The sequence below is a fragment of the Brevundimonas sp. UBA7534 genome (genome assembly GCF_002479325.1).
Taxonomy (GTDB): domain Bacteria; phylum Pseudomonadota; class Alphaproteobacteria; order Caulobacterales; family Caulobacteraceae; genus Brevundimonas.
In genome coordinates this window covers 1-11,484 of sequence record NZ_DLMO01000025.1, presented here as the reverse complement: position 1 = coordinate 11,484, position 11,484 = coordinate 1, and the positions used below count along the sequence as shown (strand labels likewise).

Below are 11,484 nucleotides of genomic sequence, written 5' to 3'. Positions count from 1 at the left end.
GAAAGGCGAAGATGCACATCGCGATCATCGCGATGGCCCCGATCTGGGCATAGAGCATATTGAACATACGACATCGCCCCCAAAGCCGATCAGCCTTGGGGGCGATAATGACCTAAAATGAGCGGTGCGGGTATCAGATACCGCTCAGGTTACCGCAATTTCACGCAACGCGAAGGTGGTTCTTGGTGCGTTCACGCGGCTGCGGGTCGAGCCAGTCGTCCGGCTTGCCGACCGGACCCGCAGCGTAAGTTCCCCAGCCCAGGCGGCGATGGTCCTTCTGCATCTCGGCGTGGCAGGCGACGATGGCTTCACGCGCCGTCGCCAGGGCGGCGATCGCTTCCATCGCCTTGGCCTGCGAACCGGTGGCCGCGACGGGCGAGAGCTCGAGGGCCGCACGGGCGCCGATGAACGATTGAACCAGTGTCGTGGCCTGGGTGATGGCGGCGTCGATGGCGTGTTCGGTGGCGTAGAGATCGCCAGCGACGCCAGCGACGACTTCAGTGCGGTCCATGAGAAGCCCCTGTGGGTATGGTCAACGAGACTTTAACCCTAACACGATTTAACCCTGTTTGATAGAGACTTGTTCACCGAATCGCAATCGCACGTAATCGTGCGCCACGCTCGAGGCGTGTGCGACCAGGCGGCGTCGATTTCAGAGCGTCTGGGAAAGGATCGCCTAGGCGCCGTCTTCCAACAGGAAGTGCGCCGTCAGCGAGGCGATAGGTTGGTCTCGGCTGACCTGCCAGGCCTCGGCCAGGACGTGCGCGACACGTCGGCCTGCGCGGCTGATGCTGGCGCGAGCGAACACATCGAGAGGTCGGCCCGTGCGCAGATAGGCGACCGTGACGTTGATGGGGCGAGGCAGGCGCGCGCCGGGAAAGGCCAGGGCGACCTGGGCCATCGCCGTCATCTCCAGCAGGGCCGCGGTGGAACCGCCATGCAGCGCCGGCAGCATCGGATTGCCGATCAATCGATCCGCGAACGGCATCACCACGGTCAGTTCGTCGCCGTTCATCTGTGTGCGCAGGTCCAGGAACCGCGCATAGGGGAGGCGATCCAACAGGGGTTCGGTCATGCTGCGGCCTCCGTCTTGCGGGACGCGGAGGCGTTGACGACGTAGGCCGCCTGAGAGGCCGCCACGGGGTTCGAGGGGTCGTCCTCGAAGGCCCAGCCGCGCACGAAGGCGATGGTCGGCGTCAGGCGAAAGCACCGCGCCTGGGCGAACAGATCGCGCCCCGGCTCGGCCGCCCGCATATAGTCGACCCTGAGATCCAGGGTCGCGACCGGCTGAAAGGCGTCCATCGCGACCCAGACGGCCAGGCCGCCGACGTGATCCAGCAGCGTCGTCACCAGCCCGCCCGCCAGCACCCCGGTGTCCGGGTCTCCGATCCAGTCGGGTCGATAGGGAACGCGGATGCGTGGCGCGCCTTCGTCATGCAGGCCCTCGAACATGAAGCCCAGGGCGTGGGTGTGGGCCGCGCCCGAGGCGAGTTGGGGCAATATGTCGGTCAGGCGGCTGTCGGTCATGCGGGGTTCCGTGCGATTCCGTCGGGATCACTCTAGGGAGCGCGACCGGAGCGCGTCGAGGGCGTTAGAGGGGAATGATCCGACCCGAAGACCTGCTGCACCCGACGCCGGCCGGCCTTTACTGCCCGCCGGGGGATTTCTACGTCGATCCCGTTCGACCGGTTGACCGGGCCGTCGTCACCCACGGCCATTCCGATCACGCCAGGGCGGGGCACGGCGCCGTGCTGGCCACCCGGCAGACGCTAGCCATCATGGCCGAGCGGTACGGGGTTGATTTCGCCGGACGCGAGCAGGCAGCGGACTATGGTCAGGCCACCGCGATCAACGGCGTGAATCTGCGCCTGGTCCCCGCCGGCCACGTGCTGGGCTCGGCCCAGGTCGAGGTACGGTGGAGGGGGCTGACCATGGTCGTGTCGGGCGACTACAAGCGCCGCCGCGATCCCACCTGCGCACCGTTCGAGCCGGTGCCATGCCATGTCTTCATCTCCGAGGCGACCTTCGGCCTGCCGGTGTTCCGGCATCCTCCCGACGAGGAGGAGATCGGCCGGCTGGTGCGCTCGCTGCGACAGTTCCCGGAGCGGGCGCATCTGGTCGGGGCCTATGCGCTGGGCAAGGCGCAGCGCATCATCCGTCTGCTGCGCGAGGCCGGCTGGAGCCGCCCCATCTACGTCCACGGCGCGATGGAGCGGTTGAACGCCCTTTATCAGCGGGAAGGCGTGACGCTGGGGCCGCTTCTCCCGACGCGTGACCTGGCTCGCGGCGCGCTGGGCGGCGAGGTGGCGATCGCCCCGCCCGGCGCCATCCAGGACCGTTGGGCGCGGCGGTTCGCCGATCCCATCCCCGCCTTCGCCTCGGGCTGGATGGGCGTTCGCGCCCGCGCCCGCCAGCGCGGCGTGGAGCTGCCGCTGGTGATCTCGGACCATGCCGACTGGGCGGAACTGACCTCGACCTTCGACGAACTGAACCCCGAAGAGATCTGGATCACCCACGGGCGTGAGGAGGGGTTGCTGCGTTGGGCCGAACTGCGGGGGATGAAGGCCCGCGCGCTTCGCCTGGTCGGCTACGACGAGGAAGACGATCGGTCCGAAGAGACGGTTGAGGGCGTGGCCTAGAGCTTGGTCCGTTGGAAGGGAGCCGCTTCGCCGTTCCGCCGACGCGGCGGATCAGGCTCCAGGTTCCAGATTCCGGCCTCAGGCGGCGGAGCGACCATCGGCGGCCTCATCGACCTCCTCGACGTCGGCCAAAGCGGCGTTCATGGCCATGCGCAGCCGTTCCGGCTTGATCGGCTTTTCGACGACGGCGGCCATGCCGATCGAAAGATAGTGTTTGGCGTCGTCCGGGTCGGCGTTGGCGGTCAGGGCCACGATCGGGGTGCGTCCTGCGGCGCCGGGCAGGGCGCGGATGGCCTGGGTGGCCTGGACGCCGTCCATGCGGGGCATCTTGATGTCCATCAGGATCAGGTCGAAGCGTTGCTCCTGCACAGCCGCCAGAGCCTCCATGCCATCCTCGGCCAATTCGGAGCTGCAGCCGAACATCTCGCACAGCGCCTGAGCCACCACGCGGTTTGTCGCATTGTCGTCGACGATCAGGATGTGCGGCGCGCTTTTGAGCTCCAGGTCCGCCAGGTCCGAGACGTTGGACGGATGCTCCTGTTCGATCACGGCGCGCTCGGCGGTCAGGTCGAAAGCGAACGTAGCCCCGCGGCCAGCGTTGTTCTCGGCCCAGATGCGGCCGCCCATGCGGTCGATCACCTGACGGCAGATGGCCAGGCCCAGGCCCGCGCCGTCGGGGCCGGAGCCGTGGACGAAGGGCTCGAAAATGGAATCGACCCGGTCGGGGTCGACGCCGGGGCCGTCGTCGCGCACCCGCGCCTCGATGTGGACGCGGCCGTTGTCGGCCCAGGCCTTCATGCCGGCCTCGACCACGCCGTTGCGGGCGAATTTCAGGGCGTTGCCGATCAGGTTGTTGAACACCTGCTTGACCCGGACCCCGTCGATGACGGCGGCCAACTCGGTGTCGCCTTCGTAGCTGACCAGCAGGGTCACGCCGTCCTGTGACGCACGGGGCTCCCACAGGGCCTGGATGTCGTCGGTCAGGGCGCGCAGCGGCGTTGGCGTCGGCGACAGATCCAGCTCTCCGGCTTCGGCCTTGGACAGGTCAAGCGCGTCTTCCAGGATGCGCAGCAGGGTTTCGGAAGAATCCACGATGGTCTGCACGTGCGCCTGTGCGGCCTCGTTGAGGGGCTGGCGGCGCAGCAGTTCGGCCACGGCTAGGACGCCGTTCATCGGCGTACGCAGTTCATGGCTCATGATCGCCAGGAACTGGCTCTTGGCGCGCGCGGCGGCCAGGGCCTGGGCGCGGGTGTCGCTCAGCGCCTCGGCCTGCTCGGCCAATTCGCGGTTCTGGTCGCGCTGGCGCTGGTTGACGCCCTGCAGCAGCGTCGCGGCCGTGCCGACGCCGTGGTAGAGGCCGTTGCGCGTCACGATGAAGCCGCGCAGCAGGGCTGCGGGACCGCCCTTCACCATGATGTCGCAGAAGGTGTCGATGCGCACGCCGGCCTCGACCACCGCTGGTTCGGCGTCCATCACGAAGGTGACCGGCCGGCCCTCGTAAAGCGCGTGGCCGAAGGCGCCGGCGATCTTTTCCAGAAAGGCGGTGCGTTCGATCAGGCCGATCGGCCGGTCGTCTTCCACCACGGGGATGACCAAGGTGTCCGGCTCGCTCAGAAACCGCGCAAAGACCTCCGACCCCAGCGTCGTCGGGGCGATCGGCGTCGGACGCTCGCAGAGGGCCTCGATGGTCGGCATTCGGCCTGATACTCCAGATACTGAACGGACCATGCCGTTGAAGGCTTTGCGGAATCGTTAAGCTGTGGCCACAGGCGGCCGATTCGGGGCACCGGTGTCAGGCTGGGCTTTTGCGCCGGAGGGCGGGGTGGTGTAGAAGCCGCGCCCGACCCATATGCGGTCCTCACCCCTTTTGCATGCGCGCGGCCGGCGGCCGACCGCAGGTTTGTCATGAGCGTCATCCTGGAAACGACCCCTTCGACTTCGGCCCTCGTCCTGTTCTCGGGCGGGCAGGACAGCGCCACCTGTCTGGCCTGGGCGCTGGAGCGGTTCGAGCGGGTGGAGACGGTCGGCTTCGACTATGGCCAACGCCATGTGGTCGAGATGGAGGCGCGGCAGGCGGTGCGTGACGGCATGGCGGCCGCTCTTCCGGACTACGCCGGGCGGCTGGGCGCGGACCATGTGGTCGATCTGACCGGATACGGCCGGATCGCCGAGAGCGCCCTGACCGCCGATCGCAAGATCGAGATGGACGCGCGCGGCTTGCCGACGACCTTCGTGCCGGGGCGCAACCTGATCTTCCTGGTCGCGGCGGCGGCGCTGGCGGACCGGCGCGGGCTCGAGGTGCTGGTCGGCGGCATGTGCGAGACGGATTATTCGGGCTATCCCGACTGCCGCCACGAGACGATGGAGGCGATGGCGCGCGCGCTTTCGCTGGGGCTGGACAAGCCGGTGGTGATCGACACGCCCCTGATGTGGCTGACGAAGGCCGAGACCTGGGCGCTGGCGCACCGGATCGGCGGCGACCCGCTGGTCGAACTGATCGTCGAGGACAGCCACACCTGCTATCGGGGCGACCGGACGCACCGCCACGCCTGGGGCTATGGCTGCGGCGAATGCCCGGCGTGCGAACTGCGCGCGGCGGGGCATCAGGAATGGGCCGCTTCCCGGTGACCTATTCGGCCAAGGAAGTGTTCCTGACCGTGCAGGGCGAGGGCGGACAGGCGGGGCGGCCGGCCGTCTTCCTGCGGTTCGCCGGCTGCAATTTGTGGAGCGGGCGCGAGCAGGACCGGGCGAACGCCGTCTGCACCTTCTGCGACACCGATTTCGTGGGCGTGGACGGCGACGGCGGGGGCAAGTTCGCCACGGCCGATCATCTGGCCGACCATGTCGCGGCGATGTGGCGGGGGCGCCAAGGCGATCCGAAGCTGGTCGTCTGCACCGGCGGGGAGCCGCTGCTGCAACTGGACAGACCGCTGATCGGGGCGCTGCACGCGCGCGGGTTCGAGATCGCCATCGAGTCCAACGGCACCCTGGCCGCGCCGGACGGGATCGACTGGATCTGCATCAGCCCAAAGGCCGACGCGCCGGTGGTCCAGACGAGCGGACAGGAACTGAAGCTGGTCTATCCGCAGGCCCAGGCCCAGCCCCAACGGTTCGAGCACCTGGCGTTCGAGTGGTTCTGGCTGCAGCCGATGGACGGCCCGGACCAGGCCGCCAACACCGCCGCCGCCATCGAATACTGCCTGACCCACCCCCAATGGCGCCTCAGCGTCCAGACCCACAAATACATCGGCGTCCGCTAATGCCCGTCTTCGAAATCACCAAACAGGCGACCTTCGACGCCGCCCACCATTTTCCGAACGAGCCGGAAGGCAGCATCTATCGCCGGGTCCACGGGCATTCGTTCACGGTCGAGGCGACCGTGCGGTCGGAGGTGCTGGACGCCGAGCACGGCTGGGTCGCGGACCTGGGCGCGCTGGACCGCGCGCTGAAGGCGGCGGCCGAACGCCTGGACCACGGGATGCTGAACGAGCATCCGGGCCTGGAACTGCCCAGCCTGGAGAACCTGTGCCTGTGGTTCGCCCGGACGCTTCAACCGGAATGGCCCGGCCTGTGCCGCATCCAGGTGGCGCGGCCGACGATCAACGAGCGGTGCGTGCTGACTCTTTAGCAGTCGCGGCCCTGACGCTGGCGCTGTTCGCAGCGGCGCTGTTCGCGTTCCCAGTCGCGCTGCTCGCGTTCGCGTTTCAGGCGGGTCTCCTCGTCGGAGGTGGTGACGGCGTCGAACCCCGCGCCGACCACCGCGCCCCCGGCCTTGGCGGCGCCGCCCACCACGGCGGCGGTTCCGCCGACGACCGCGCCGACGACGCAGCCCTGGAGCATCGCCGCCCCGCCCAGGACGACGACGATTTGAGCGACGGGAAAACGACGATTTCGACGACGCATGAGGGCTCCTCCAGAGAATTGGAAGACTGACCCATAATCATGAACGGAGGCCGTCTTCAGGCGCCGCGCTGGGGCAGCAGTTTGCGTCTCTGGCGCGAGATCGCCAGCGGCGCGCCGTCGGCGCCCCAGGCGGTCGCCTCGTCCACCGTCCAGCCCAGGCCCAGGTCCAGCATCCTGAACTCGAAGAAGGCCCAGCCGTCCCGCGCCGTGGCGGGCGCCGGGTCGGTCAGGATATCGATGCGCAGGTCCACCGTGGTCATCGGCGCGGGCGTCGCGCTGGCGGTCCAGGCGGGCGGATAGAGGGCGTCCAGCAGGTAGCACAGGCCCACCTCGTCCAAGGGGCGGCGGTCGGCCATCCGCATCCAGGTGCGCTCCACCACCGGCCGGCCTTCGTTGCCGCCCAGGATGTTGGGGCCGCCGTCGAAGCGGTAATCGACATGGCGCGCGAAGTGCGGCGCCATCGGTCCGCCGATGCGCGCCTCCGGGTCCAGGGCCTCCAGTGGCGGCGGCGGCGTGTGGAGCGGCGACAGCGGGGGCGTTGTCCCATCGACGCCGTAGGTTCCGGTGGCGTGGTGGGTCATGCGGCCTTCCTGATCGGCCTCGACCGCCGCATAGACGACGTTGCGGCCGCCGCGCAGCAGACGCGGGCGAAAGGCGACGGGTTCGCCGAACCGCGCGGCCGACAGATATTGAACCGAAAGGGTCCGCAGCGGCGCCGTAAGCGACAGGCCCTGGCGCATGGCCTGGGCGCACAGGGCGGCCAGCAGGCCGCCGAAAGGAAAGCCCTTCTCGGGCGGCGCGCCGCTGGGGCCGTTGGAGAAGTCGCCCGCCACGGCCGCCGACAGGGCGCCGTCGTCCAAAGGCCGGAAGGCCAGGGCCTGATCGAGGGACAGGGGCGCAGCGGGCGTGGTCATGGGCGATCCAGAGGGCCGAAGAGGCGCGGAGGGTCGGGGCTGACCCTCCGCCAGTCAAGGAACATGGATTGCAAGCCGGGAGGGCCGCAAGTCCGTTGCGAAACAAGACTGACCTACTGGGTTCGGATTGGCAACCCTCTTGCCAACAGGCTGACGCGGGGTCACTTTCCGCCAATGGGACGCACCGCCGACTACAGCCGCCAGAGTTGCTCGATCGCCGCCACTCTGGAGGTGATCGGCGATCCGTGGACGCTGCTGGTCATCCGCGACGCCTTCAACGGGGTCAGCCGCTTCGAGCAGTGGCAGGACAATCTGGGCGTGGCGCGCAACGTCCTGGCCGCGCGGCTGAAAAGCCTGGTCCAGCATGGGGTGCTGGAGCCGCGCCTCTATTCCCAGCGGCCGCCCAGGAACGAATATGTCCTGACCCCCAAGGGCAAGGATCTCTACGGCGTGCTGGTGACCCTGCACGCCTGGGGGAACAAGCACGTCTATGGCGACACCGACAGCGGCATCGACATGGTCCACAAGACCTGCGGCCACACCCTGAACCCTCGGATCGCCTGCAACTGCTGCGGCGAGATCGTCAAGCCGAGGGACATCAAGCTGACCCGCGCCGAAAACCGACCGACGGTCGGAGAGGTGCTGCCGCCCAAGGAAGCGGCGTAACGCCTGCTGCCGCTTTTTGTCAGCAGGCCTGCTAGGGTCGCGCCATGTCGCGGTCCGAACGCCTCTTCGATCTGTTGAACGCCCTGCGGCGGCGCCGTCGGCCCGTCAGCGGGCAGGAACTGGCCGAGGAGATGGGGGTCAGCCTGCGGACCCTCTATCGCGACATCGCCAGCCTGCAGGCCCAGGCGCGACCATCGAGGGCGAACCGGGCGTGGGCTATGTGCTGCGGCCCGGCTTTCTGTTGCCGCCGCTGATGTTCACGCCGGAGGAGATCGAGGCCCTGGTGCTGGGCTCGCGATGGGTGGCGGACCGGGCCGACGCCCGGATGCGCGATGCGGCGCTGAGCGCCCTGGCGCGGATCGGCGCCGTGGTTCCGCCGGACCTGAGGGACGAGATGGAGGCCGAGGCCCTGCTGGTCGTGCCGGGCGCGCCGTTTCCGGCCGATCGGGTCGATCCCGCCCTACTGAGAAAGGCGATCCGCACCGAACGGAAGCTGAAGCTATGCTACCGCGACGAGGCCGGGGCGGCGTCCGAACGGGTGGTCTGGCCCTTCGCCCTGGCCTTCTTCGACCGGGTGCGGCTGCTGGTCGGCTGGTGCGAACTGCGGGGCGCCGTGCGCCATTTCCGCACCGACCGGATCGAGGACGCCGAGGTGCTGGAGGCCCGGTACCCGACCCGCAAGGCGGTGCTGCTGAAACAGTGGCGCGAGAGCCACGAAAAGACGCCGCCCGGCGCCCGATGCTGACAGGAACTGGCAGGATGACGGTCTAGGTTTGTTCTCGCCGCACAGGAGGGACGCATGACCGAGATCGACGACATTGCGCTGAGCGTGGCCGACCCGGAGGCCGCCGCGCGATTCTATTCGGGGCTGTTGCGGCGCCGGCCGCTGGAGGCGAACGCGGACCATGCGGTCTTCGTCCTGTCGCCGGGCCGGACCCTGAGTCTGTGGCGCGGCGGCGAGGGTCTGTCGCCGGCGCAGGTGGACTTTCCGCTGGCCGCCTCGGCCGCCGTCGATGAGCTGCACATCGACTGGTGGGACCGGGGCTCGCGCATCGTGCTGCCGCCGGCCGACGACGACGGCGGGCGCAGCTTTCTGGCCCGCGATCCGGACGGCAACCGGCTCAGGGTCTATGCCGCGGCTTAGGCCTGGTAGGCGGCCGTCGTGTCGCGGATGAAGCCGCCGCCTAGGACGCGGTCGGGGTCGGCCGGGTCGTAGAGGACGCAGGCCTGGCCGGGCGCGACGCCTTCCTCACCCTGGTCGAACAGCACCGCGACCTGATCCCCGACCAGGGCCAGGCGGGCAGGCGAAGGCTGGCGGGTCGAACGAACGCGCGCCAGGACGGGCGCGCCGGCCTGGGCCGCCTCGGCGATGGTCGCCTCGTCGCCCAGCCAGTTGGTCTCTTCCAGCGTCAGGCGGGCGGTCAGCAGGGCCTCGCGCGGGCCGACGACGACGCGGCGGGCCTCGGGCTCCAGCCGCACGACGAACAGCGGCTCGCCCACGGCGACGTTCAGGCCGCGGCGCTGGCCGATGGTGTAGTCGGTGATGCCAGCGTGCCGGCCCAGCACGCGGCCGTCCATGTGGACGATCTCACCCGCCTCGCGCCCCTGCGGCCGCAGGCGGTCGATCAGGGTCCGATAGTCGCCGGTCGGCACGAAACAGATGTCCTGACTGTCTGGCTTGGCGGCGATCCTGAGGCGGAGCGAGGCGGCGACGCCGCGCACCTGGGGCTTTTCCAGGTCGGCCAGGGGGAAGCGCAGATAGTCGAGCTGGTCCTGGGTCGTGGCGAACAGGAAGTAGGACTGGTCGCGCGAATGGTCGACCGCCTTCCTCATCTGCGAACGGTTGCCGGCGGCGGCGCGGCGGACGTAGTGGCCGGTCGCCATGGCCTCGGCGCCCAGGTCGCGCGCCACGTCCAGCAGGTCGCGGAACTTGACCGTCTGGTTGCAGCGGATGCAGGGCACCGGCGTCTGGCCCTTCAGATAGGAGTCGGCGAACTGGTCGATCACCGCGTCCTTGAAGCGGCTCTCGTAGTCGAGGACATAATGGGGGATGCCGATCGCCTCGGCGGCCAGGCGGGCGTCGTGGATGTCCTGGCCCGCGCAGCAGGCGCCCTTCTTCTTCAGCGCCGCGCCGTGGTCGTAAAGCTGCAGCGTCACGCCCACCACGTCATAGCCCGCCTTGTGCAGCAGGGCGGCGACGACGGTGGAGTCCACGCCGCCCGACATGGCCGCGACCACGCGGGCCCCGGCGGGCAGGCCGACCGCGGCGCGCGCGCTCTCGACCGCCGCGTCCATGTCCTGCTGCGAGGTCATGGGGGCGATGTCGGGAACGGGACAGATGTCTTCGACCAGGCTCATCGCCGCCATTTAGGACCGAACCCGCGCGATTTCGAGGCCCCGCAAAGAACAAGGGCCGCATCCGTCGCCGGACGCGGCCCCTGATCGGCTTCGGGGAAGCGGTTAGGAGCGGTAGCTCTGGATGCGCGTCGTGCGCAGGCCCTGCATGCCCCACTTGTCGATGGCCTTCTGCCAGGCCAGGAATTCCTCGGCCGTCAGGCGATACTTCGCCAAGGCGTCGTCCAGGCTGATAAGGCCGCCGCGAACGGCGGCGACGACCTCCGCCTTTCGGCGGATGACCCAGCGGTCCGTGTTGGACGGCGGCAGGTCTTTCAGGGTCAGCGGCGTGCCGGTGGGTCCGACCACGTATTGTTCGCCTTTGCTGTTAAGGCGTCGCTCTTGCAACATGGGCTTATGCCTCTTTCACCAACACCGTAGTCCGGTGAAAGTACGCGCCCGCCGCTAAGGGCCGTTTAAGCGTCGTGGTGAAGGAACGGCTAACTTCCGTCCCTTCCCGTACGACCTTCTCAACGATGGTTGAGCGACGATTCATTGAACCTAACGATTACCTACTCGGCGATCAGCGTTTGATGTTGATCAGCTCGGCCAGCATTTCGTCGGCCGTGGTGATGATTTTGGACGAGGCGGAATAGGCCCGCTGGGTGGTGATCAGGCTGGTGAATTCCTGCGACAGGTCGACGGTCGAGGCTTCCAGCTGCTGGGCGGCGATGAAGCCGGCGCCGCCGGTGCCCGCGGCCTTCAGGTTGAAGGTGCCGGACTGCAGGCTGACCGCGTAGGCGTTGCCCGAGACCTCCTTCAGGCTGTCGGGGCTGGGGAAGGTGGCGACGGCGACCTGGGCGATGCGGCGCATGACGCCGTTGTCGAAGATGGCCGTGACGAAGCCCTGGTCGTCGATGGCGATCTCGCTGAGATTGCCGAAGGCCGTGCCGTTGGTGATGGTCGACTGCACCACCGAGGCGGTGTTCAGCTGGCTGAGGCCGCCGGCCGAGGTGTTCAGGTCCAGG

Annotated in this window: 17 protein-coding genes; 8 read left to right on the top strand and 9 right to left on the bottom strand. The window is 68.7% G+C overall.

Features of this window, described 5'->3' with window-relative positions:
- Nucleotides 1-160 precede the first annotated feature (160 nt).
- From B2U11_RS01745 to B2U11_RS01735, 3 genes are all read right to left on the bottom strand, one after another.
- Nucleotides 161-511: a hypothetical protein gene (locus B2U11_RS01745; RefSeq protein WP_249751097.1), complete on the bottom strand. Its 351-nt coding sequence runs from the start codon at nt 509-511 to the stop codon at nt 161-163.
- Between the two features lie 165 nt (nt 512-676).
- Nucleotides 677-1,075: a PaaI family thioesterase gene (locus B2U11_RS01740; protein ID WP_292069342.1), complete on the bottom strand. Its 399-nt coding sequence runs from the start codon at nt 1,073-1,075 to the stop codon at nt 677-679.
- A complete protein-coding gene (locus B2U11_RS01735; RefSeq protein WP_292069340.1) occupies nt 1,072-1,527 on the bottom strand; it encodes a PaaI family thioesterase in 456 nt (151 codons plus the stop codon). The genes B2U11_RS01740 and B2U11_RS01735 overlap by 4 nt, the downstream gene beginning before the upstream one ends.
- Nucleotides 1,528-1,601: 74 nt before the next feature.
- Here B2U11_RS01735 and B2U11_RS01730 point away from each other — a divergent pair, with 74 nt between their 5' ends.
- The gene (locus B2U11_RS01730) at nt 1,602-2,639 is read left to right on the top strand and encodes a ligase-associated DNA damage response exonuclease (protein ID WP_292069339.1); all 1,038 of its coding nucleotides are present in this window, start codon (nt 1,602-1,604) and stop codon (nt 2,637-2,639) included.
- Nucleotides 2,640-2,717: 78 nt separating this feature from the next.
- On the opposite strand, the gene B2U11_RS01725 is transcribed toward B2U11_RS01730, so the two are convergent.
- Nucleotides 2,718-4,334: a response regulator gene (locus tag B2U11_RS01725; RefSeq protein WP_292069337.1), complete on the bottom strand. Its 1,617-nt coding sequence runs from the start codon at nt 4,332-4,334 to the stop codon at nt 2,718-2,720.
- Nucleotides 4,335-4,544: 210 nt separating this feature from the next.
- Here B2U11_RS01725 and queC point away from each other — a divergent pair, with 210 nt between their 5' ends.
- The 3 genes from queC to B2U11_RS01710 are packed head-to-tail and all read left to right on the top strand — an operon-like array spanning nt 4,545 to nt 6,267.
- Nucleotides 4,545-5,267, top strand: coding sequence for a 7-cyano-7-deazaguanine synthase QueC (queC, locus tag B2U11_RS01720; protein ID WP_201216781.1), 723 nt, complete (start codon nt 4,545-4,547; stop codon nt 5,265-5,267).
- Nucleotides 5,264-5,899: a 7-carboxy-7-deazaguanine synthase gene (gene queE, locus B2U11_RS01715; protein ID WP_292069349.1), complete on the top strand. Its 636-nt coding sequence runs from the start codon at nt 5,264-5,266 to the stop codon at nt 5,897-5,899. The genes queC and queE overlap by 4 nt, the downstream gene beginning before the upstream one ends.
- Nucleotides 5,899-6,267, top strand: coding sequence for a 6-pyruvoyl trahydropterin synthase family protein (locus tag B2U11_RS01710; RefSeq protein ID WP_292069332.1), 369 nt, complete (start codon nt 5,899-5,901; stop codon nt 6,265-6,267). Before queE ends, B2U11_RS01710 begins: the two co-directional genes overlap by 1 nt.
- Here the strand turns inward: B2U11_RS01710 and B2U11_RS01705 are convergent.
- Both B2U11_RS01705 and B2U11_RS01700 read right to left on the bottom strand, forming a co-directional pair.
- Nucleotides 6,264-6,542, bottom strand: a complete 279-nt coding sequence (locus tag B2U11_RS01705) for a hypothetical protein (protein ID WP_292069330.1) — start codon at nt 6,540-6,542, stop codon at nt 6,264-6,266. The two genes, B2U11_RS01710 and B2U11_RS01705, sit on opposite strands and share 4 nt — an antisense overlap.
- 56 nt (nt 6,543-6,598) lie before the next feature.
- A complete protein-coding gene (locus tag B2U11_RS01700) occupies nt 6,599-7,456 on the bottom strand; it encodes an acyl-CoA thioesterase (protein WP_292069328.1) in 858 nt (285 codons plus the stop codon).
- A 174-nt stretch (nt 7,457-7,630) separates the two neighbouring features.
- Between B2U11_RS01700 and B2U11_RS01695 the strand changes: the two genes are divergently transcribed.
- The 4 genes from B2U11_RS01695 to B2U11_RS01680 are packed head-to-tail and all read left to right on the top strand — an operon-like array spanning nt 7,631 to nt 9,266.
- On the top strand, nt 7,631-8,122 hold the full coding sequence (locus tag B2U11_RS01695) for a winged helix-turn-helix transcriptional regulator (protein WP_292069325.1): 492 nt from the start codon (nt 7,631-7,633) through the stop codon (nt 8,120-8,122).
- Nucleotides 8,123-8,166: 44 nt separating this feature from the next.
- On the top strand, nt 8,167-8,376 hold the full coding sequence (locus tag B2U11_RS01690; protein WP_292069322.1) for an HTH domain-containing protein: 210 nt from the start codon (nt 8,167-8,169) through the stop codon (nt 8,374-8,376).
- A complete protein-coding gene (locus B2U11_RS01685) occupies nt 8,334-8,867 on the top strand; it encodes a helix-turn-helix transcriptional regulator (protein ID WP_292069320.1) in 534 nt (177 codons plus the stop codon). The genes B2U11_RS01690 and B2U11_RS01685 overlap by 43 nt, the downstream gene beginning before the upstream one ends.
- Nucleotides 8,868-8,921: 54 nt before the next feature.
- A complete protein-coding gene (locus B2U11_RS01680; RefSeq protein WP_292069317.1) occupies nt 8,922-9,266 on the top strand; it encodes a VOC family protein in 345 nt (114 codons plus the stop codon).
- On the opposite strand, the gene mnmA is transcribed toward B2U11_RS01680, so the two are convergent.
- The 3 genes from mnmA to B2U11_RS01665 all read right to left on the bottom strand — a co-directional run.
- A complete protein-coding gene (gene mnmA, locus B2U11_RS01675; protein WP_414632925.1) occupies nt 9,263-10,480 on the bottom strand; it encodes a tRNA 2-thiouridine(34) synthase MnmA in 1,218 nt (405 codons plus the stop codon). The genes B2U11_RS01680 and mnmA overlap by 4 nt on opposite strands.
- Nucleotides 10,481-10,582: 102 nt before the next feature.
- Nucleotides 10,583-10,867, bottom strand: coding sequence for a DUF1153 domain-containing protein (locus B2U11_RS01670; RefSeq protein WP_201217154.1), 285 nt, complete (start codon nt 10,865-10,867; stop codon nt 10,583-10,585).
- Between the two features lie 172 nt (nt 10,868-11,039).
- On the bottom strand, nt 11,040-11,484 hold a 445-nt coding region (locus B2U11_RS01665; RefSeq protein WP_292069313.1), incomplete at its 5' end, for a flagellar hook-basal body complex protein.

Coding starts and splice junctions, on each gene's coding strand:
- B2U11_RS01700 (WP_292069328.1), bottom strand. CDS start 7,456: ATGACCACGCCCGCTGCGCCCCTGTCCCTCGATCAGGCCCTGGCCTTC.
- B2U11_RS01735 (WP_292069340.1), bottom strand. CDS start 1,527: ATGACCGACAGCCGCCTGACCGACATATTGCCCCAACTCGCCTCGGGC.
- B2U11_RS01745 (WP_249751097.1), bottom strand. CDS start 511: ATGGACCGCACTGAAGTCGTCGCTGGCGTCGCTGGCGATCTCTACGCC.
- B2U11_RS01705 (WP_292069330.1), bottom strand. CDS start 6,542: ATGCGTCGTCGAAATCGTCGTTTTCCCGTCGCTCAAATCGTCGTCGTC.
- queC (WP_201216781.1), top strand. CDS start 4,545: ATGAGCGTCATCCTGGAAACGACCCCTTCGACTTCGGCCCTCGTCCTG.
- B2U11_RS01680 (WP_292069317.1), top strand. CDS start 8,922: ATGACCGAGATCGACGACATTGCGCTGAGCGTGGCCGACCCGGAGGCC.
- B2U11_RS01695 (WP_292069325.1), top strand. CDS start 7,631: ATGGGACGCACCGCCGACTACAGCCGCCAGAGTTGCTCGATCGCCGCC.
- mnmA (WP_414632925.1), bottom strand. CDS start 10,480: ATGAGCCTGGTCGAAGACATCTGTCCCGTTCCCGACATCGCCCCCATG.
- B2U11_RS01725 (WP_292069337.1), bottom strand. CDS start 4,334: ATGCCGACCATCGAGGCCCTCTGCGAGCGTCCGACGCCGATCGCCCCG.
- B2U11_RS01690 (WP_292069322.1), top strand. CDS start 8,167: ATGTCGCGGTCCGAACGCCTCTTCGATCTGTTGAACGCCCTGCGGCGG.
- B2U11_RS01740 (WP_292069342.1), bottom strand. CDS start 1,075: ATGACCGAACCCCTGTTGGATCGCCTCCCCTATGCGCGGTTCCTGGAC.
- B2U11_RS01710 (WP_292069332.1), top strand. CDS start 5,899: ATGCCCGTCTTCGAAATCACCAAACAGGCGACCTTCGACGCCGCCCAC.
- B2U11_RS01670 (WP_201217154.1), bottom strand. CDS start 10,867: ATGTTGCAAGAGCGACGCCTTAACAGCAAAGGCGAACAATACGTGGTC.
- B2U11_RS01730 (WP_292069339.1), top strand. CDS start 1,602: ATGATCCGACCCGAAGACCTGCTGCACCCGACGCCGGCCGGCCTTTAC.